Source organism: Streptomyces abikoensis (assembly GCF_014648775.1).
GTDB lineage: Bacteria > Actinomycetota > Actinomycetes > Streptomycetales > Streptomycetaceae > Streptomyces > Streptomyces abikoensis.
Genome location: NZ_BMRT01000002.1, coordinates 631417 through 649528 on the forward strand (window position 1 = coordinate 631417; position 18112 = coordinate 649528).

The following is an 18112-nucleotide window of genomic DNA, read 5'->3' on the forward strand; positions in this document are numbered from 1 at the left end:
CGATTGCCCACAAACCGGCCACTCATCGTCCGGTCACCCGGCGCAGCGCGGCCACGATTCGTTCCGGCTCCGGGGGGCAGCCCGGTACCTCCAGGTCGGTGGGCACCACGTCGGCGACGGCGCCCTCGACCCCGTAGCCCCCGGCGAACTCCCCGCGGTTCAGGGCGCAGTCGCCGACGGCGACCACCAGGCGGGGCCGGGGCATGGCGGCGACCGTGCGGCGCAGCGGCTCGGCCATGTTGCGGGTCACCGGGCCGGTCACCAGCGCGACGTCGGCGTGCCGGGGCGAGGCCACCAGGCGGGCGCCGTACCGCTCGGCGTCGTACACCGGGCCGAACGCGGCGGCGATCTCGATCTCGCAGCCGTTGCACGAACCGGCGTCCACGCAGCGGACCTGGACCGAGCCGCCCAGGTCCCGCGCGGCGCGCGGCGGGGCGGCGGTGGGTGGGGGCGGGGCGGGCTCCGCCACCCGTCCGGTGTTGCGGATCTTGCGCAGCAGGCCCATGCCGCCTCCCTCGAAAACTCCCCGGCGCCCGGTACCGCCGCGCCGTGGGACTGAGTAGTAAACGGCCGCACCCCCCTCGGGGGTTACGGGCCCCGGGGCCCGTCCGCCGGGAAAACCGGGTGTTCACGAGGACAGGTGATAACGGAATGGCCAAGAGGTCGGTGATGCGTGTATCGGCGGTCGGTATCTTTGGATAGGCCCGCGTCCTATGCCACCGCCGGGAAAGGTGCCCGGAGCTGCGGATCGTATGACCAGCCGATCGTCGCCATCGCCGAGCGGATGCCGTTCTCGCTGGTCAAGCCCGCAAGTCAGCATCGTGGGCCATTGCCCGGAACCGGGCTCGCCCGGAGTCCCCCGCTGCTACTGTCCCGCCTCATGGAGACCCTCTTCACTGCTGAGGAACTCGTCCGAATCGAGGCCGCCGCGCTGGAATGCGGCCTCTCCGTGCGGGATTGGGTGCGCGAGGTCGTGCTCCAGCGCCTCAAGGGCGAGTGGCGCCACGACCTCGAGGACGCGATCTGGCCGGTCACCGTCCACCGCCGCCCCGGCGGCACCCTCCACGAGCTCCACCACGCGGGCTGCTGGGTGCCCAGGGGCGGCGAGGACACCCTGACCACGGCGGAGGCCCGTGAGCGCGCGGCCAAGTTCGACGTCCGGTTCTGCGACGCCTGCGAGCCCGAGAGGTTCCTCGTCCCCTTCGAGTGACCGGGTGACCCGGTAGTGGGCGCGCGCCATTACGCTGTCCCCCTCAAGATCAATTAGGTGGGTGGGGGAAGTACGGCATGAGGGTGTGGACGCGCCTCACGGGGTGGGCGACGCTGCTCACCGGGTACGCGACCGTCCTGCTCGGAGCGGCTCCGTTCCGGGAACTGCCGCCCAAGCGGCACCAGTTGGGGCTGTTGTGCGCGACAGCGGTATGCGCCGGATGCTGGATCCTCGCTTCGCTCGTGGTCCGCGCGCACCGGCGGAAGGCGCTGCGGAAGAAGACCTGGCGCAGGCGTTACGAGCCCTGGCCCGAGCCGCGGCCGTCCCGGCTGCTCTGCTGGGCGCTGGGCTTCGGCGTCGCGCTCACCAGCGCCGCCGCGCTGTGCCAGGGCGTGGGGCCCGACGGCGCGGAGGGCGAGTGGCTCGCCACGGCGGCCCGGGCCGGCGCGGTGACGGGCGAGGTGCGCGTGGAACGGATCCTGGGCGAGCCGCGCCCCACGGACGTCGAGATCAACGACACCGACGAGTACGCCTCGACGATCGTCGCCACCGTCCGGTTCGCCTCGGGCGCCCGGCAGCTGACCGTCGAGGAGGTGCACACCGCCGGCAGGCCCGAGGTGGGCCGGGCGGTGGAGTTGCTGTACGTGCCCGATCGGCCCGAGCTGGGGGCCCGTCAGGCGCCGGGCAACGACATCGGCACCTTCGCCGGCCGCATGATCATGCTGCCGGTCATCTGGACCTTCGCCCTCGCAGCGGGTTTCGTCACCGGTGTGGCCATGCACCGCAGGGAACCCGGCGTCCGCTACGCGCGTCGATTCGAGCCCTGGGTCCATCTGCCCGCCGCGCTCCTCCTGGTGTGCGGCGCGGGCCTGGTCCTGCCCCTGCTCATCGGCTTCCCCGAGACGGGGACCGGCTGGGCCCTGGCCGCCGCGAGCGCCACCACGCCGTGGCTGGCACTGGCCTGGGTGGCGAGAACGAGCTGAGAGGGAGCTGACGACGAGCCCGGAACGAGCCGAGCGGGGCCCGCGACGGCGGGCCCCGCTCGGCGGGAGGACGACCGGGAGGTCAGGAACGGCGGCGCTTGAAGGCCCGGCGGATCATGAAGATCACCAGCACGATCACCGCCACCACGAACAGGACGGCCAGGATCAGGATGACGAGCAGGGCCACGCCCAGCTTCGCGAAGAAGCCCTTCTTCTTTTTCTTCTTCTTGTCCTTGGCCAGCGTCGTGTGACCGTGCTTCGCGTGGTGGTGGGAACCGGCGACGACCCGGTGGCCGCCCGACGCCTCCACGGCGCCGTCCGTGCCCACCGCCGCCGTACCGGCCTCGGCGGCCGCGACGGAGACGACCCGCGCGGTAGCGGCGGACGGGCTCGCCGCCGTCGCGGGCGTCGCCATCAGGACGGCGCCCAGCGCCACGGCCACCAGGGCCGACATCCTGCGGGCCACCCGGCCCCTGTACCGTCCGTCGTGCTTCCGCTCGTGCTTCATCCGCGCCCCCTGTGTCTGGTGCTCTGGCTTTCGGTGCTCCGCAGGCCGCGGGGCGCATCCATTATCCGCACATCCGAAGACCGCCCAGCAGGGCGCGTCCACCAGCCCCGAGTGGCACACACCGCGCGCGGGCCATAAGTACGGCCATGTCGTGATTGGCGGTGCCGGGCGCCGGACAGGGGTGGGGAATGCGGGCCGCGACGCGCGGACCGGAGCCTAGAGTTGCGTCACGGGCTCCCGAAACGGCCGGAAGGAAGAACGCGTTGGATCAGCCGACCCATGGTTGTGTTCTGCTGCTGGACGGCACTCCCGACCGGCGGCGGGGCGCCCTGCCGAACCCGACCGCCCACGCCATCGCCGGAGCGAACCCCCGTGGCTTCCTCGCCGCCGCCTCGGCCGACGTGGTGCAGCTCCCCGCCATGGCCGGGCCCCAGAGCGTCCTCGCCTACCTCCAGGACGCCGTCCGGGTGCCCGGGCCGCTGCTGATCTGGATCACCGGCCATCTGATGGTCCCGACCCGCCGCGGCACCGGGCTGCACCTCGCGCTGCGCGAGAGCACCGCCGCGACCGTCCGCTACACCGGGCTGCCGTGGGAGTGGCTCACCCGGACCCTGCGCGAGCACGCGGGCCCCACGCTGCTCCTCGTCGACGCGGAGGCCGATGCCCACGCCTGGCCCCACGTGACCGCCGCCGCCCACGACGGCCGGCTCGCCGACGGCCTGGCCCTCCACGGGGTGATCACCCCCACCCCGCCCAAGCCCTCGCTGGAGGCCGGGCCCTACACCCGGGCCTTCCTCACCGCCCTCTCGGTCGGCCACCCCACGGCCGGGCCCGTGCTCGACCCGGCGCTGCCGCACCAGCTGGCGCTCGCTCAGGCGACGCTCCCCGAGGGCTTCCTGCCCCTCCAGTACGGCGACGCCGGACCCGTCCTCGCCAACCGGGCGGCCCCGCCGCGCGCCACGGCGCCACCCCGGGCCACGCCCGCCGCCGAACCCGCGCCGGCCGCGTCCGCCCCCGCCGAACCCGCCGTCCCCGCACCCGCGGAGCGGGCGGAGGATCCGCTGCCGGGCATCCTCGCCGCCGCCCACGCCGGGCGGCACAACGAGGCGGCGGCCATGGCCGCCGCCTGGGAGCAGCAGGCGCTGCGCCGCCACGGCCCCCACAGCCCCGAGGCCGCCCTCTGGATCGAGGTGAGGGCCGACCTCGCCCGCCTCGCCGGGGACCATCCGCGCGCCGCCGAGCTGTGGCTGTCGGCCGCCTCCCACCGCCTCGACCGGGGCGGCCCGGCCGACGCGGAGGCCCTCGCCGCGCTGAAACGGGCCCACTACTGCTGGCAGCACAGCGGCGACCGGGCGGCGCTGCTGGCGCCCGCGCTGCTCGCGCTGTGGGAGCGGGTGCCGGGCGGCGAGGAGGCCGCCGCCGACGTACGGGCGCGGCTGGCGGGGGAGCTGCCGCCGGTGGGGTCGCGCTAGGTCCTCACCCCCGTCGGGTCGTCCACCAGCGGGCCTTGTACATGCCGCCGCGCAGCAGCGTCCGGGTGCCGTCCGGCCGGTAGAGGACCAGCGTGGTGGTGCACCACGAGCAGGAGTGGCCCGGCTCGGGGCGGGAGATCAGGATCCGGCCCGTGGCGGGGTCGTCCCCGACGCTCTTGACGTCCGGGCCGCTGATCCTCGACTGGAGCGGGTAGCCGACGAACGCCTGCTCCCCCGTCGCGTACTGATAGACCGCCGACGCCGTGGCCACCCACAGGTGCCCCGGCCTGCTCAGCACGGGTGCCAGGTCGTGGCCACCCCGGGTGGGCAGGTCCACGCGCCGGACGACGGTCAGCTCGGGCTCCGGGGCGGAGCCACCCACCCGCAGGGCGACGAGCTGCCGGCTGCCCAGGGCCCACAACAGCCGGGTGCCCGGGTCCCAGTGCACCCCGTGGGCCCCGGGGAGCGGCACCTGCGCGTGGTCCGTGGCGCGCGGGCCGGCGGAGGCCGCGTACACCCGGACGTAGCCGCCGGTGCTCGCCGCCACGGCCACGTTCCCGTCGGGCAGCAGGTCGATGCTGTGGGCGTTGCCGGTACCGGTGTCGGCCGCCCAGTACACCTCCCGGTCGGGGTAGCCCACCACGGCGGCCAGTCCGCCGGAGGCCGTGGCCAGCAGATAGCGCCTGCCGTTCAGCGAACGGAACTTGACCTCGCTGGGGTTGGTCCACGTCGTGCCGGGGTCCAGGTCGGACAGTTCGGACCGGCCGTCCGCGCTCCACGACCAGAGCACCCCCGGGTCGTCCTCGTCCCGGGCGTCCCACCGCGTCCGCGCGGAGTCCAGGACGTACACGGACCGCGTCGCCTGGTCGGCCGCCACGATCGGCGCGGCCGCCGCGCGCTCCCCCGACCGGGCGCCCGCCACGCCCGGTGCCGCGAACGTCAGCACCCCCGCCAGCAGCAGGGCCACCGGCCCGCTCACCCCTGTGTTCACGTCGCACAGCGTCGGGCCGGACCCCCCGGACGGACGCGGCACCACGCCCGCGCGTCACGCGAACGGCCCCGCCGCGACGTGGGCCGGACGGGTGATTTCCCCGGCGCGGCCCGCCGCGCGTGCCCGTTCTGGGGGAGCGTGTCTGTCGGACGGACGTGCTCGCGGCCCGGGTGGGAGTACTCATCGATGACGACGACCGATTCAGCGCAGGAGCGGTTCCCCGTACGGTTCTGGGACGTGGGGGACCTCCGGGGGCTGGACTTCGACCCCTTCATGGCGGCGCAGCTGCGGGACGAGCCGATCTCCCGCGTGAAGCTGCCCAACGGCGAGGGGCACGCCTGGTTCGTGACCCGCTACGAGGACGTCAAGTTCGTCACCTCGGACCCCCGGTTCAGCCGGCAGGCGGTGCTGGGCCGCCCGATCACCCGGCTCGCCCCGCACTTCATCCCGCTGGACGAGGCCGTGGGCTTCGCCGACCCGCCCGAGCACACCCGGCTGCGCAAGGCCGTGGCCAGGTCCTTCACCACCCGTAGCCTCGACCGGCTGCGGCCGGGCGCCCAGCGGGCGGCGGACGAGCTGCTCGACGAGATGGAGCAGGAGGGGCCGCCCGCCGATCTGATGGAGCATCTCCACGGGCCGCTGCCCCTGGCCGTGATCAGCGATCTGATGGGCGTGCCCCAGGTCGACCGGCGGCAGATGGCGCTGTGGACGAACGTGATCCTCTCCGCCGGGTACGGCCGCGAGGCCAGCGAGCGGGCGAAGAACGGGATGGCGACGTACTTCACCGACCTGCTGGCCCAGCGGCTCGCCGAGCCCCAGGAGGACCTGGCGGGCGAGCTGGCCGACGCCACGGCCCAGGGCGGGCTCAGCACGGAGGAGGCGGTGGCCATCGCCCTGCTGATCCAGGCGAGCGCCGCCCACGCCGTGCGCAACAACAGCGCCAACATGGTCTACGCGCTGCTGACCCACCCGGAGCAGCTGGCCCGGCTGCGGGCCGAGCCGGAGCTGCTGCCGCAGGCCATCGAGGAGCTGCTGCGCTTCATCCCGCACCGCAACGCGGTGGGGCTGGCCCGGATCGCGACCGAGGACGTCGAGGTCGCCGGGGTGCTGATCAAGGCCGGTGAGGTGGTGCACTCCTCCTACCTCACGGCCAACCGCGACCCGAGCGTCTTCGACCGCCCCGACGAGCTGGACTTCGACCGCGAGCACGTCCCGCACCTGTCCTTCGGGCACGGGCCGCACTTCTGCCTGGGGTCGATGCTGGCCCGGCTGGAGGAGGAGATCATCCTCTCCACGCTGCTGCGGCGCTTCCCGGAACTGCGGCTGGCGGAGCCCGTGGAGAAGATCCGCTGGCAGCGCAGCGCGCTCATCCGGGGCCCGGAGAACCTTCCCGTCACCTGGTGAGAGGCTCCCGCCATGACGCTCATCGGCGCCCCCGACGGTCTGGTCGTGCCCCCGGGCGAGGGCCGGACGCTGGTCACCGCGGCCCAGCGGGTCACCTTCAAGGTGACCGGGGAGCACTCGCGGGCCGCCTCCAGCTTCGAGGTGGTCGTCCCCCCGGGCTTCGACGTCGGGGCCCACCGGCACACGCGCAGCGAGGAGCTCTTCTACGTGCTCGAGGGCGAGCTGGACGTCCTCGCCTTCGAGCCGCGCGTGCGCACCCGGGACAACTGGCGGGAGTGGGAGTCCGCCAGTGGCCGGCGCTGTGTCAGGGCCCGCGCCGGCACGGTGATCGTCGTGCCTCCGGGCTGTCCGCACGCGTTCGCCAATGTGACGGGCGAGGCGGCCCGGATGTTCTTCCAGGCGTCGCCGCCGCCCGATCACGAGCGGTATTTCGAGGAGCTCTTCGAGATCCTGAACTCCGGGCCCGCGGTGGACCACGAGGCGATCGCCGAGCTGCGCCTCCGCTATGACATCGAGCAGCTCACGCCGCTGCGGATGACGCCTCCGGGGGCAGGTGGAGGCGCCGCTCCCGCTCGGTGATGGCGACGTCGTTGACGCTCGCGTAGCGGCGGCGCATCAGGCCGTTCGGGGCGAACTCCCAGTTCTCGTTGCCGTGACTGCGGTACCACTGGCCGTCCGCGTCGTGCCACTCGTACTCGAAGCGCACGGCGATGCGGTCGTCGGTGTGGGCCCACAGCTCCTTGCGGAGCCGGTAGCAGAGCTCGCGCTCCCACTTCTCGCGGAGGAAGGCGACGATCCGCCGACGGCCGGTCAGGAACACATCGCGATTGCGCCACTCGGAGTCCTCGGTGTAGGCGAGCGCGACCCGCTCGGGGTCCCGGGTGTTCCAGGCGTCCTCGGCGGCGCGCACCTTCGCGAGGGCGGTCTCGGTGGTGAACGGCGGGACCGGCGGTGTGATCTCGGGCATGGTTCTCCCTCTCTCCACGTGGAGAACGAACGTTCTCCACCGTGTGCGGTAGCGTAGGAGAACGATGGTTCTCGCGCAAGCGGTGAAGTGGAGAGGGAGAGCGATGGGGAGCGTGGCGCCGACGGAGGCCGAGGTCCGGGTCCTGGACGCGGCGGAGGAGCTCTTCTACGCCCGGGGGCTCCAGGCGGTGGGGATGGACGCGATCCGGGGCGCGTCGGGGGTCTCCCTCAAGCGCCTCTACCAGCTCTTCCCCTCCAAGGACGTGCTGGTGGAGGCGTATCTGCGGCGCCGTGACGAGCGCTGGCGCGCGGCGCTGGCGAGCCACGCGGAGGCGCTGCCCGCCGGGCGGGAGCGGGTGCTCGCGGTGTTCGACTGGCTGGAGCGCTGGTTCGCGGAGGACGGCTTCCGCGGGTGCGCGTTCGTGAATTCCTTCGGCGAGCTGGGGGGCGTCTCGCCGGCCGTGGCGGAGGCGGCCCGGGCGCACAAGGACGCCTTCCGCCGCTACCTGGGCGGCCTCGTCACGGAGGCGGGCGCGCCGGCTCCGCTGGGCGGCCAGATCGCCCTCCTCGCGGAGGGCGCGATCGTGACGGCGGCCGTGTCGGGCGACCCGGGGGCGGCCCGGACGGCCCGGGAGGCGGCGTCCGTCCTGCTGGCGCCCTACTTCGCGTGCGAGCCGAGGTAGAAGAGCAGCCAGATGAAGCCGGCCAGGACGTGGCCGAAGACGATGTAGATCAGCACGCGCCAGCCCACCGCCTTCTCGGCGTACTTCTCGGAATCGTGGGTCATGGCCGTATCTCCCCGGTCGTCGTGGTTCGTCTTGCTCGCGAGTTCGTGGACGGTGTCATCACTCCGCCGCGCTCTCCGCGCCCCGCAGCTCCGTGAGGAGCTGCTCCTGGCCGCTGAGCACCTGGGTCAGGATGCGCCGGGCGGCGCCGAGGAGCTCCGCCACGTCCCCGCCGGCCAGGGCGTAGACGACGGTGGTGCCCTCGCGGGTGGCGGTGACGATGCCCGAGCGGCGCAGCACCGCGAGCTGCTGCGAGAGGCTGGACGGTTCGACCCCGATCTCGGCGAGCAGGTCGCGCACCGGCATGGGCCCGTTCTGGAGGAGCTCCAGCACCCTGATGCGCACCGGGTGGCCGAGCATCCGGAAGAACTCCGCCTTGGCCTGGTACAGCGGCACCTTCACGCCGTTCAACTCCCACCCCGCTCGTCGTCCTCGTCCGTGGTGATGCCGTGGGCGAGGGCCAGCCGCAGGGCGTCGTCCAGCTCGTCCTCCGCGACCGCGGCCGCGTAGACGTCCCCGGCCGCCCGCGCGGCCGCGAGGTCGGCGCGCGCGGCGCGCACCCGCTCCCGCATCGCTTCGGCGAACGCACTCACGGCGGCCCCCTCGCTGACTCGTCCGGCTCTTCGCAGACCTGCTGAATTGAAGAATTACGCAATTCTAGGCCGCGCGGGCGAACGGACCGTACCCCTCGGCTGTGCAGGTGATGTGATGCCGGTTTTCGGGGCGTTCATCACATGATCGTAGGTCCGTTTTGTTAGGTTTTCTCCCACTGTCCCTCCTGGTCCGACTGGGGGTCTGTGGTGGCGATCTCGACGAGCGAGTCCCGGCTGGCGGCGGCCCGTGGCCGCCCCGACGGCGCGGTGCCCGCCCCCGGCGGCGCGCCGGGCGACACCGGGAGCCTCGGCCCGGGCGCGCCGGGGGTCCCGGCTCCCGCCGGGCCCGGCGGGAGCGCGGCCTACGACTACGCGCGCTACAGCAGACTGGCCGGGCCGCTCACCGAGGCCCCCGACAGCGGCTACCGGGTGCGCTACCGGCGCCTCCTCGGGCCCGGCCCGGGCGGCGGCGTCAAGGTGATGCTGCTGGTCGCCGCGGGCCCGCTGGTCTGCCTCGCCCTCCTGTTGTGGCTCGTCTCCCCCGAGCACTGGCTGTACCGGCCCTACGTCAGCGACTGGGAGCGCGCGCTCGACACCGTGATGCTGGTCTCGATCGGGCTGATCGAGCTGTTCCGCGTCGTCAACGTCGCCTCCAACGCCCACGCCACCTGGGCGGCCCGGGACCCCGTCCCCGTCCGCGCCCGGCCCGGCACCCGCGTCGCCTTCCTCACCAGCTTCGTCCCCGGCAAGGAACCGCTGTCCATGGTCCGGGCCACGCTGGAGGGGGCGGTGCGCATCGAGCACGACGGGCCCCTGGACGTCTGGCTGCTCGACGAGGGCGACGACCCGGAGGTGAAGCGGCTCTGCCGGCGGCTGGGCGTACGGCACTTCTCCCGCAAGGGCGTCGCCCGCTGGAACCAGCCCTCCGGCCGCTACCGGGCCCGTACCAAGCACGGCAACTACAACGCCTGGCTGGACGCCCACGGCGACGCCTACGAGTTCATGGCCTGCGTCGACACCGACCACGTGCCGCTGCCCAACTTCCTGGAGCGGATGCTCGGCTACTTCCGCGACCCCGACGTGGCGTTCGTCGTCGGCCCCCAGGTCTACGGCAACTACACCACGGCGGTCACCAAGGCCGCCGAGAGCCAGCAGTTCCTCTTCCACGCCCTGATCCAGCGGGCCGGCAACGCCTACGGCTCGCCCATGTTCGTCGGCACCAGCAACTGCGTCCGCGTCGGCGTGCTGCGGCAGATCGGCGGCCTCTACGACTCGATCACCGAGGACATGGCCACCGGACTGGAGATCCACCGCCGGCGCAACCCCGCCACGGGCCGCCGCTGGAAGTCCGTCTACACCCCCGACGTCCTCGCCGTGGGCGAGGGCCCCTCGACCTGGACGGACTTCTTCAGCCAGCAGCTGCGCTGGTCGCGCGGGACGTACGAGACGCTGCTGCGGCAGTTCTGGCGGGCGGCCTGGTCCCTCTCCCCCGGACGGCTGCTCAACTACGGCTTCATGGTGGCCTACTACCCCATGGCCGCGCTCAACTGGGTACTGGGCGCCCTGACCTGCGTGCTCTTCCTCGGTTTCGGGGCCTCGGGAATCTCCGTGGAGCCGTCGCTGTGGCTGATGCTCTACTGCGACGCGGCCGCCCTCCAGATCGGCCTGTACGTCTGGAACCGGCGCCACAACGTCAGCCCCCACGAACCGGCCGGCTCCTCCGGGGCCGCCGGCATGGTGATGTCCGCGCTCTCCGCACCCCTCTACGCGCGCTCGCTCGCCCAGGCCGTGCTGCGGCGGAGCTCGCGCTTCGTGGTGACGCCCAAGGGCGACTCGGCCAGCCCCGACCGCCTCGCGACCTTCCGCTGCCATCTGCTGTGGGCCGGGCTGTTCGCCCTGTCGCTGGCCGCCTCCTGGGTGCTCGGCCACGCCCACGCGGCGATGCGGTGCTGGGCGCTGCTGGCCCTGGTGACCGCCCTCGGCCCGGTCGCCGTCTGGCGGGCCGGCCGTCGGCGGGAGCGGCGCCGGGCCTGGTGAGGGGGGCCGCGCGCACCGCGCGCGGGACTCGTACGAGCGATGGGACGTGGATGCGGTGAGGTTCCCGAGGAAGACATTTCCGGCGAGGTCCTGGGCCCGGTTCCGGGCCAACAGGAAGGCGCGCAAGGCGGTGCTGGGCGCCGGTGCCGCGCTGGCCCTGATCGCGGCCAACGGCCCGGCCGCCACCGGCTTCGCCGAGCGGGCCTGGCACGAGTACACGATCAACCAGGAGTCGTACAAGCTCCGGTACGGGCACTGGGACGTGGTGGACGTCCCCGCCCGGTTCCGGATCAACGCCATTCACGCGGCCCTGCTGCGCACCGGAAAGGTGCTGCTGATCGCCGGGTCCGGCAACGACGAGAAGAACTTCCGGGCGGGGACCTTCCAGAGCGTCCTGTGGGACCCGGCGCGCAACACCTTCCGGGAGATCGACACCCCCAAGGACATGTTCTGCTCGGGCCACGCCCAGCTCCCCGACGGCCGGCTGCTGGTCGCGGGCGGCACCGCCCGCTACGAGAAGCTCACCGGCGACGTGAAACGGGCCGGCGGCGCGATGCTGGTGAAGAACGAGAACCCCGACGCCCCCCGGACCTTCCCCGCCGGGACCGTGTTCGTGGGCTCCACCGGCAAGCGGTACCGCACGCTGCTGCCCGTCCTCGTGCCGCGCGCGAAGAAGAACGTCGTCGAGCAGACCGACCGCGCGCCGAAGAAGGTCACCGTCACCGCCGCCCAGGCCCGCGTCTACGTCGAGGCGGTCACCGACGGGGAGCAGGGCATCACCCAGACCGCCGACCAGTACCGCGTCCAGGGGCTGCGCGGCCGTGACGCCCAGGACCTCTACGGCCTCGCCGCCAAACTGGGGCTGGACAAGAAGGACTTCCAGGGCCTCAAGGACGCCTACGAGTTCGACCCCGTCGCCGAGCGCTACGTCCGCGTCGACCCGATGTCCGAGGCCCGCTGGTACCCCACCCTGGTCACCCTCAAGGACGGCCGGGTCCTGGCGGTCTCCGGGCTGGACGACATGGGCGAGATCATCCCGGGCAAGAACGAGATCTACGACCCCAGGACCCACAAGTGGTCCCCGGGTCCCAACCGCTACTTCCCCACCTACCCCGCGCTCTTCCTCACCGCCGGCGGCCGCCTCTTCTACTCCGGCTCCAACGCCGGCTACGGGCCCGCCCACGCGGGCCGCACCCCGGGCCTGTGGAACGTGGACACCAACGCCTTCGTGCCCGTACCCGGCCTGGAGGAGCAGGACATGACGGAGACCTCGGCCTCCGTGCTGCTGCCCCCGGCCCAGGACCGGAAGGTGATGATCATGGGCGGCGGCGGGGTCGGCGAGTCCCACGAGTCCACCGGGCGCACCGCCATCGCCGACCTCCGCGCCCCGGCCCCCCACTACGTCCCCGGGCCCGATCTGCCCCAGGGCACCCGCTACCTCAACGCCGTGCTCACCCCCGACGACCGGGTCTTCACCTCCGGCGGCTCCCGCGACTACCGGGGCAAGCGCGGCTCGGACATCCTGCGCGCCCAGTTCTACGACCCCAGGACCCGCGCCTTCGAGACGGCGGCCGCGCCGGCCGTCGGCCGCGACTACCACGCGGAGGCCCTGCTGCTGCCCGACGGGCGGATCGCGGTCTTCGGCTCCAACCCGCTCTTCGCGGACAAGGACGACACCCGCATGGGGGTCTTCGAGAAGCGCATCGAGGTGTACACGCCGCCGTACCTCTACCGCGCCCACCGCCCCGCACCGCCCACGGGCCCCCTCCGCACCGCCCACGGCGCCACGCTCGTCCTGCCGGGCACCGACGCGGGCGAGGTGGCGACCGCCCGGCTCATGCGGCCCAGCGCGGTGACCCACGCGACGGACGTCGAACAGCGGTCCGTGGCACTGCCCCTGGCCCACCACGGCGGGGCGGTGGCCGTGACGATCCCCCAGGATCCCTCGCTGGTGCCGGGCGGCTGGTACATGCTCTTCCTGACGGACCGCGCGGGCACGCCGTCCCGCGCGGCGTGGGTGTACGTACGCTGACGTCCCTCCGGCCCCCCGTCAGCCCGGTGTCGTCGCGGCCGCCGCCGGCGGCCGCGCGGGCGCCGCTTCCTCCGGCGGCCTCGCCAGGCCCAGCGCGTACTCCGACCACCAGTGCCCGGCCGGCGGCGCCCCCCGGCAGCTGCCGTCGGACTCCCCCGGCCGCTTGACCCACACGAACGCGTCGACCCTCGGATCGCCGGTCGCCGTGGTCGGCGGCGTGCCCAGCGTCCGTCCCGGCGGATTGCACCAGCTCTCCGCCCCCGGCTCGTCGTTCCTCAGCGGCCCGTTCCCGTTGCGGCTGGTGTCGATGATGTAGTGGGCCCCGCCCAGCCGCGCGGAGAGCCGGTCGCCGTACTCCCGCGTCACCGGCGTCGTATGGAAGTTGGAGACGTTCAGCGCGAAGCCGTCCGCCGCCCCGACCCCGGCCCCGCGCAGCGCGCCGGCGAGCAGCGCCTGGTCCGAGATCCAGCCCGCGTTGCCCGCGTCCACGTACACGGACACCCCCCGCCGGGCCTTGAGCGTCCGCACCGCCTCGGCCAGCAGCCCCAGCCGCTCGCGCGCCGCGGTCTTCGGCAGACAGCCGGAGGCCCACTGGGCGACCGCGTCCGGCTCCAGCACCACCCAGGCCCGGTGCTCACCGATGCCGGCGGCCACGCGGGAGACCCAGGCGCGATAGGCGGCGGCCGTGGGCGCGCCGCCCGAGGAGTACTGGCCGCAGTCGCGGTGCGGGACGTTGTACGCCACCAGCAGGGGGATCCGGGAGGCCCGCTCGGCCTCCTCGGTGACGCGGGCGGCCTGAGCCCTGGGGTCGTCGCCCGTCAGCCAGACGGCCGTCGGCTGCTCCGCGATGCGCCGCACCGCCTCGGCGTCCCCTTCCCGGCCCCGTTCCTCCCAGGTCCGGGCCTGTTTGCCGGCCCGGCCCGACGGTTCGGCCCAGAACGGCGAGTCCGCGCCGTCCCCGGAATCCGTGGCCGCCGCGGGGCCGGGCCCCCAGGCGAGGCACACGGCCCCGGCGCACACCAGGACCGCCGCGCCGTACCGCGCGCCGGCGCGGAAGCGGACCGTACGGGCACCGGTCATGAGCGTCACCTCTTCAAGCCGGTATCAGGTGGTCGTACCAGCGTGAAATATGGCGACTCGTCAGGCACGCATTGGGGCGGCCGTACGGGGCGTCGTTGCTCCGGAAGGTCTACCGCGGCTCCGGCTCACCGCCGAGGACCCGCGCGAGGTCGTAGCGGACCGGCTCCTCCAGCTGGTCGTACGTGCAGCTCTCGGGGGTGCGGTCCGGGCGCCACCGGCGGAACTGGGCGGTGTGGCGGAAGCGGTCCCCCTGCATGTGGTCGTAGGCCACCTCGACGACCCGCTCGGGCCGCAGGGCGGTCCAGGACAGGTCCTTCTTGCCGGTCCAGCGGCTGGGGCCGCCGGGGAGCCGGCCGGCGGCCTGGGCCTCCGCGTCCGCCCAGTCCTGCCAGGGGTGGCCGGTGGCGTCCGGCATGCGCAGCGGCTCCAGTTCGGCCATCAGCTCCCGGCGGCGGCGCATGGGGAAGGAGGCGCACACGCCCACGTGCTGGAGCCGGCCCCCGGCGTCGTAGAGGCCGAGCAGCAGCGAGCCGACGACCGGGCCGCTCTTGTGCGGACGCAGCCCCGCGACGACGCAGTCTGCGGTGCGCTCGTGCTTGACCTTGACCATGACGCGTTCGCCCTGCCGGTAGGGCAGCCCGGGCGGCTTGGCGATCACCCCGTCGAGGCCGGCGCCCTCGAACTGCTCGAACCAGCCCCGGGCCACGTCGAGGTCGTGGGTGACGGGCGCGGTGAAGAGGGGGGCGCGCGCGTCGCGGAGCGCTTCGGTGAGGGCCGCCCTGCGCTCGCTCTGCGGGGTGTCGAGGAGCGAGGCGTCGCCGAGGGCGAGCAGGTCGAAGGCGATCAGGCTCGCCGGGGTGACCTCCGCCAGATGGCGCACCCGGGAGTCGGCGGGGTGGATGCGCTCCAGGAGGGCGTCGAAGTCCAGCCCGCCGCCGCGCGCGATGACGATCTCCCCGTCGAGGACACAGCGGGCGGGCAGCTGTTCGAGGAGGGCGCCGGTGAGCTCGGGGAAGTAGCGGGTCAGCGGTTTGCCCGTGCGGCTGCCCAGTTCGATCTCGGCGCCGTCGCGGAAGACGATGGCCCGGAAGCCGTCCCACTTGGCCTCGTACTGCATCCCGGGCGGGATGGTGGCGGCGGTCTTCGCCAGCATCGGCCGGACCGGGGGCATCACCGGAAGGTCCATGGTCGTGATTGTGCGGGCGGGGCCGGGCGGCCGCCCGCCGACAGGCGCCGTCCCGCCGCCCCGCCTAGCGTGAAACGCATGGCAGAGGCGCTCGAGCTCACCGTCGGCGAGCGGACCGTACGGCTGTCCAACCCGGACAAGGTGTACTTCCCGCAGCGCGGGTTCACGAAGTACGACCTCGCCCGCTACTACCTGAGCGTCGGCGACGGCATCGTGCGGGCCCTCAAGGACCGGCCCACGACGCTGGAGCGGTATCCGGACGGGGTGGAGGGCGAGTCGTTCTTCCAGAAGAGGGCGCCCAAGAACCTGCCCGAGTGGATCCCGACCGGGCGCATCGCCTTCCCCAGCGGCCGGTACGCCGACGAGATCTGCCCGGGCGAGCCGGCCGCCGTGCTGTGGGCGGCGAACCTGGGCTGTCTGACCTTCCACCCCTGGCCGGTGCGGCGCTCGGACACCGAGCACCCCGACGAGCTGCGCATCGACCTCGACCCCCAGCCGGGCACCGACTACGCCGACGCGGTGCGGGCGGCGCTGGAGCTGAAGGACGTCCTGGCGGAGCTGGGTCTGGCCGGCTGGCCCAAGACCTCGGGCGGGCGGGGCCTCCACGTCTTCGTGCCGATCGCGCCCCGGTGGACCTTCGTCCGGGTGCGGCGGGCGGCCATCGCGGTCGCCCGGGAGCTGGAGCGCCGGGCGCCGGAGCGGATCACCACGGCCTGGTGGAAGGAGGAGCGCGGCGAAAAGATCTTTGTCGACTACAACCAGACCGCCCGGGACCGGACCATCGCCAGCGCCTACTCCGTGCGGCCCCGGCCGCACGCGCCCGTCTCGGCGCCGCTGCGCTGGGACGAGCTGACCGATGCCGTGCCCGAGGACTTCGACCTGGCGACGATGCCGGCCCGGTTCGCGGAGGTCGGCGATCTCCACGCGGGCATGGACGAACAGGCCAGCGACCTGGAGGCGGCCCTGGAGCTGGCCGCGCGCGACGAGCGGGAGCACGGCCTGGGCGATCTGCCCTATCCGCCGGAGCACCCGAAGATGAAGGGCGAGCCCAAGCGGGTGCAGCCCAGCCGGGCCCGGCGGACCGATGACTGAACGGACGGCCGGCGCACGCCGAACGCGCCCGGAGGAGCGCCCGGATCAGCCATCCGGGCCGTCCATGCGGGCCGTCAACTTGATTTGTGTTTATGGCGACATTTCATGTGGAACCCGGTCAATGCGTGATCCACTTCGCATCGAGGGAGTTCCCATGATCAGTACACTCGCGATCCGCAGCAGAAGGGTCTCGGCCGGTGTGATCGCGGCCGTCACCCTCGGCGGTTCCCTGCTGGCCGCCGCCCCCGCCGCCCACTCCGCCGATGCGCCGCCGGTCCCGCCCATCCGGCCGTACGGTGCGGTCGTCTCCAGCACGGGCATCAACGAACGCGGCTTCCCCACCACGGACTCCGCCGTCAAGGGCGTGCTGAAGTACCGCACCCAGGTGGCCCTGCGCTGCAAGGCCCACGCCCAGGACGTCGCGGGCAACCCCGTCTGGTACCTGCTGCGGGACCGCAACACCTGGGTCTCGGCGAAGTACGTGGAGAACACCGGCGCCGTGCCCGTCTGCAAGAACGTCAGCAAGGGCATGCTGGAGGACGCCCAGCAGACGCGCCCGCAGAACGTCCGCCCGCCGCAGAACGTCCGCCCGCCGCAGCCGGCCCGGCCCCCGCAGTCCCGCAGCGCCGAGGCCGAGCAGCCCTCCGGCCCCATGGGGTGACGTCCGCCCGGCGGCACCGACCAGTCCGGGCTCCCGGACTGGTCAGGCCATGGGCCGCGGCGCCGGGCCGCCGGGCGCGGTCGGCCGCTCGGCCGCTCAGCCGCTCAGCCGCTCAGCCGCTCTTGCGGCGGAACGAACGCTGCCCGCCCGCCTTGCCGTGAGTGCCATGGATCTTGGAGCCGTCACGGCCCCGGCCGCCGGAGGCGCCTTCCGGCGATTTCCCGCGTTTGCGGTCCAGGGCTTCCCGGAACTTGCGCTTCACGTCGTCCTCCTGCCCCTCCGGGGCCTGGGCGCTTGTGTCGTCCGCCATTGAAACCTCCTGGTCATAGGGGCCTTCGCCACAGCTTGACACACACCGGCCGGGGTCGGCCGCCCGTTTTCCGGGCCACTGGGCCGCCGGCGGACGGCCGGTGTCAGCGGACCGTCTGGTCGCCGTCGGGCACGTCCTCGACGCTCACCCGCGCCGACGCCGGCAGCCCGAGCCCGGCGGCCACGGCGCGCGCCAGCCCCTCCGGGTCGGGCCGCGTCGGGAAGGGCACGGTCTCGCCGTCGCCGTAACTCTCGATCGCCTTGGTGAAGTACGAGGGGTCCCAGGCGCCGACGGCGCCCCTGACCTCGACGGCGAGCACCCGGCGCCCCGCGACCCGGCGCCGCACGGCACCGAGGATCTCGTCCGAGCGCAGCTCACCGGGCACCCGGAACAGACTGGCGTGCGCGCCGACTTTCGCTCCGCCGCTCAGCCGCACGGTGACGGTGAGGCAGCTCGTCACGCTGGGGTAGAGGATCGCCTGGCCCCGGGCGGCCTCGGCGACCTGCCCCTCCGTGACGCGGACGGGCGCGTCCCCGGCGGGACGGGCGGGCTCGGCGGCCATGGCCGCCGTGGGCCACAGGGCGAGCGCGGCGGCTCCGGCGAGCAGGGCGCGGCGGGAGGGGGCGGACCCGGTGGGAACGCCCTTGGATGCTGATCGTGACATACCGTCAGCTTCGCAGCCCGCGCGAAGCGGCGCGGAACCGGGTCCGGGCCCGGGCCGGGAGACCGGGGCTGCCCGCGGTGCCCGGCCGTCCCGGGAGGGAACCCGGCCCCGCGGCGAAGCCGCTGCCCGGAGGCGGGG

The 18112-nt window shown here is 73.8% G+C and carries 21 protein-coding genes; 10 read left to right on the forward strand and 11 right to left on the reverse strand.

Features of this window, described 5'->3' with window-relative positions; genetic code table 11:
• Positions 1 to 22: 22 nt before the first annotated feature.
• Entirely contained in the window at positions 23 to 505 is a 483-nt protein-coding gene (locus IE096_RS09280; RefSeq protein ID WP_189450498.1) for an NADH-quinone oxidoreductase subunit B family protein, read from the reverse strand.
• 375 nt (positions 506 to 880) lie between these two features.
• Between IE096_RS09280 and IE096_RS09285 the strand changes: the two genes are divergently transcribed.
• Both IE096_RS09285 and IE096_RS09290 read left to right on the forward strand, forming a co-directional pair.
• Entirely contained in the window at positions 881 to 1210 is a 330-nt protein-coding gene (locus IE096_RS09285) for a DUF6233 domain-containing protein (RefSeq protein ID WP_189450500.1), read from the forward strand.
• 77 nt (positions 1211 to 1287) lie between these two features.
• The gene (locus tag IE096_RS09290; protein ID WP_189450502.1) at positions 1288 to 2193 is read left to right on the forward strand and encodes a hypothetical protein; all 906 of its coding nucleotides are present in this window, start codon (positions 1288 to 1290) and stop codon (positions 2191 to 2193) included.
• 82 nt (positions 2194 to 2275) lie between these two features.
• Here the strand turns inward: IE096_RS09290 and IE096_RS09295 are convergent, their stop codons facing one another.
• Entirely contained in the window at positions 2276 to 2701 is a 426-nt protein-coding gene (locus IE096_RS09295) for a hypothetical protein (RefSeq protein ID WP_189450504.1), read from the reverse strand.
• Between the two features lie 263 nt (positions 2702 to 2964).
• Between IE096_RS09295 and IE096_RS09300 the strand changes: the two genes are divergently transcribed.
• Positions 2965 to 4173, forward strand: coding sequence for a hypothetical protein (locus IE096_RS09300; RefSeq protein ID WP_189450506.1), 1209 nt, complete (start codon positions 2965 to 2967; stop codon positions 4171 to 4173).
• A gap of 4 nt (positions 4174 to 4177) precedes the next feature.
• On the opposite strand, the gene IE096_RS09305 is transcribed toward IE096_RS09300, so the two are convergent.
• Positions 4178 to 5164: a DUF6528 family protein gene (locus IE096_RS09305; protein ID WP_189450507.1), complete on the reverse strand. Its 987-nt coding sequence runs from the start codon at positions 5162 to 5164 to the stop codon at positions 4178 to 4180.
• A gap of 186 nt (positions 5165 to 5350) precedes the next feature.
• Between IE096_RS09305 and IE096_RS09310 the strand changes: the two genes are divergently transcribed.
• Positions 5351 to 6568: a cytochrome P450 gene (locus IE096_RS09310; protein ID WP_189450509.1), complete on the forward strand. Its 1218-nt coding sequence runs from the start codon at positions 5351 to 5353 to the stop codon at positions 6566 to 6568.
• Positions 6569 to 6580: 12 nt separating this feature from the next.
• The gene (locus IE096_RS09315) at positions 6581 to 7147 is read left to right on the forward strand and encodes a cupin domain-containing protein (RefSeq protein ID WP_189450511.1); all 567 of its coding nucleotides are present in this window, start codon (positions 6581 to 6583) and stop codon (positions 7145 to 7147) included.
• Here IE096_RS09315 and IE096_RS09320 read toward each other — a convergent pair.
• Entirely contained in the window at positions 7089 to 7535 is a 447-nt protein-coding gene (locus IE096_RS09320) for a nuclear transport factor 2 family protein (protein WP_189450513.1), read from the reverse strand. The genes IE096_RS09315 and IE096_RS09320 overlap by 59 nt on opposite strands.
• A gap of 103 nt (positions 7536 to 7638) precedes the next feature.
• Between IE096_RS09320 and IE096_RS09325 the strand changes: the two genes are divergently transcribed.
• Positions 7639 to 8217 carry a TetR/AcrR family transcriptional regulator gene (locus tag IE096_RS09325; RefSeq protein WP_189450515.1) on the forward strand — a complete coding sequence of 193 codons (579 nt, stop codon included), beginning with the start codon at positions 7639 to 7641 and terminating at the stop codon, positions 8215 to 8217.
• Here IE096_RS09325 and IE096_RS31365 read toward each other — a convergent pair.
• From IE096_RS31365 to IE096_RS09335, 3 genes are read right to left on the reverse strand one after another with little or no spacing between them, the layout of a single operon-like run.
• Positions 8193 to 8321: a DUF6126 family protein gene (locus IE096_RS31365; RefSeq protein WP_229357789.1), complete on the reverse strand. Its 129-nt coding sequence runs from the start codon at positions 8319 to 8321 to the stop codon at positions 8193 to 8195. The two genes, IE096_RS09325 and IE096_RS31365, sit on opposite strands and share 25 nt — an antisense overlap.
• Before the next feature lie 58 nt (positions 8322 to 8379).
• Entirely contained in the window at positions 8380 to 8721 is a 342-nt protein-coding gene (locus tag IE096_RS09330; protein WP_189450517.1) for an ArsR/SmtB family transcription factor, read from the reverse strand.
• 5 nt (positions 8722 to 8726) lie between these two features.
• Entirely contained in the window at positions 8727 to 8912 is a 186-nt protein-coding gene (locus IE096_RS09335; RefSeq protein ID WP_126913020.1) for a hypothetical protein, read from the reverse strand.
• A gap of 213 nt (positions 8913 to 9125) precedes the next feature.
• Here IE096_RS09335 and IE096_RS09340 point away from each other — a divergent pair, with 213 nt between their 5' ends.
• Positions 9126 to 10949, forward strand: coding sequence for a glycosyltransferase family 2 protein (locus IE096_RS09340; RefSeq protein WP_373298071.1), 1824 nt, complete (start codon positions 9126 to 9128; stop codon positions 10947 to 10949).
• A 55-nt stretch (positions 10950 to 11004) separates the two neighbouring features.
• Positions 11005 to 12981 carry a radical copper oxidase GlxA gene (gene glxA / locus IE096_RS09345; RefSeq protein ID WP_189450519.1) on the forward strand — a complete coding sequence of 659 codons (1977 nt, stop codon included), beginning with the start codon at positions 11005 to 11007 and terminating at the stop codon, positions 12979 to 12981.
• A gap of 18 nt (positions 12982 to 12999) precedes the next feature.
• On the opposite strand, the gene IE096_RS09350 is transcribed toward glxA, so the two are convergent.
• Both IE096_RS09350 and IE096_RS09355 read right to left on the reverse strand, forming a co-directional pair.
• Complete coding sequence (locus tag IE096_RS09350) at positions 13000 to 14061, reverse strand: glycoside hydrolase family 6 protein (protein ID WP_189450521.1); 1062 nt, start codon at positions 14059 to 14061, stop codon at positions 13000 to 13002.
• A gap of 109 nt (positions 14062 to 14170) precedes the next feature.
• Positions 14171 to 15247, reverse strand: coding sequence for an ATP-dependent DNA ligase (locus IE096_RS09355; protein WP_189450523.1), 1077 nt, complete (start codon positions 15245 to 15247; stop codon positions 14171 to 14173).
• 78 nt (positions 15248 to 15325) lie between these two features.
• Here IE096_RS09355 and ligD point away from each other — a divergent pair, with 78 nt between their 5' ends.
• Positions 15326 to 16339 (forward strand): non-homologous end-joining DNA ligase, encoded by a 1014-nt coding sequence (gene ligD, locus IE096_RS09360; RefSeq protein WP_189450525.1) that lies wholly within the window; start codon positions 15326 to 15328, stop codon positions 16337 to 16339.
• 154 nt (positions 16340 to 16493) lie between these two features.
• On the forward strand, positions 16494 to 17000 hold the full coding sequence (locus IE096_RS09365) for a hypothetical protein (RefSeq protein ID WP_189450527.1): 507 nt from the start codon (positions 16494 to 16496) through the stop codon (positions 16998 to 17000).
• Positions 17001 to 17112: 112 nt separating this feature from the next.
• Here IE096_RS09365 and IE096_RS09370 read toward each other — a convergent pair whose 3' ends face one another.
• Entirely contained in the window at positions 17113 to 17310 is a 198-nt protein-coding gene (locus IE096_RS09370) for a DUF5302 domain-containing protein (protein WP_189450529.1), read from the reverse strand.
• A gap of 103 nt (positions 17311 to 17413) precedes the next feature.
• Positions 17414 to 17974: a hypothetical protein gene (locus IE096_RS09375; RefSeq protein WP_229820073.1), complete on the reverse strand. Its 561-nt coding sequence runs from the start codon at positions 17972 to 17974 to the stop codon at positions 17414 to 17416.
• Positions 17975 to 18112: the final 138 nt, after the last annotated feature.

Excerpts from the sequence above, each read along its gene's own strand:
- IE096_RS31365 (WP_229357789.1), bottom strand. The coding sequence starts at position 8,321 with ATGACCCACGATTCCGAGAAGTACGCCGAGAAGGCGGTGGGCTGGCGC.
- ligD (WP_189450525.1), top strand. The coding sequence starts at position 15,326 with ATGGCAGAGGCGCTCGAGCTCACCGTCGGCGAGCGGACCGTACGGCTG.
- IE096_RS09290 (WP_189450502.1), top strand. The coding sequence starts at position 1,288 with ATGAGGGTGTGGACGCGCCTCACGGGGTGGGCGACGCTGCTCACCGGG.
- IE096_RS09295 (WP_189450504.1), bottom strand. The coding sequence starts at position 2,701 with ATGAAGCACGAGCGGAAGCACGACGGACGGTACAGGGGCCGGGTGGCC.
- IE096_RS09315 (WP_189450511.1), top strand. The coding sequence starts at position 6,581 with ATGACGCTCATCGGCGCCCCCGACGGTCTGGTCGTGCCCCCGGGCGAG.
- IE096_RS09370 (WP_189450529.1), bottom strand. The coding sequence starts at position 17,310 with ATGGCGGACGACACAAGCGCCCAGGCCCCGGAGGGGCAGGAGGACGAC.
- IE096_RS09285 (WP_189450500.1), top strand. The coding sequence starts at position 881 with ATGGAGACCCTCTTCACTGCTGAGGAACTCGTCCGAATCGAGGCCGCC.
- IE096_RS09280 (WP_189450498.1), bottom strand. The coding sequence starts at position 505 with ATGGGCCTGCTGCGCAAGATCCGCAACACCGGACGGGTGGCGGAGCCC.
- IE096_RS09355 (WP_189450523.1), bottom strand. The coding sequence starts at position 15,247 with ATGGACCTTCCGGTGATGCCCCCGGTCCGGCCGATGCTGGCGAAGACC.
- IE096_RS09365 (WP_189450527.1), top strand. The coding sequence starts at position 16,494 with ATGATCAGTACACTCGCGATCCGCAGCAGAAGGGTCTCGGCCGGTGTG.
- IE096_RS09325 (WP_189450515.1), top strand. The coding sequence starts at position 7,639 with ATGGGGAGCGTGGCGCCGACGGAGGCCGAGGTCCGGGTCCTGGACGCG.
- IE096_RS09375 (WP_229820073.1), bottom strand. The coding sequence starts at position 17,974 with ATGTCACGATCAGCATCCAAGGGCGTTCCCACCGGGTCCGCCCCCTCC.
- IE096_RS09350 (WP_189450521.1), bottom strand. The coding sequence starts at position 14,061 with ATGACCGGTGCCCGTACGGTCCGCTTCCGCGCCGGCGCGCGGTACGGC.
- IE096_RS09320 (WP_189450513.1), bottom strand. The coding sequence starts at position 7,535 with ATGCCCGAGATCACACCGCCGGTCCCGCCGTTCACCACCGAGACCGCC.
- IE096_RS09310 (WP_189450509.1), top strand. The coding sequence starts at position 5,351 with ATGACGACGACCGATTCAGCGCAGGAGCGGTTCCCCGTACGGTTCTGG.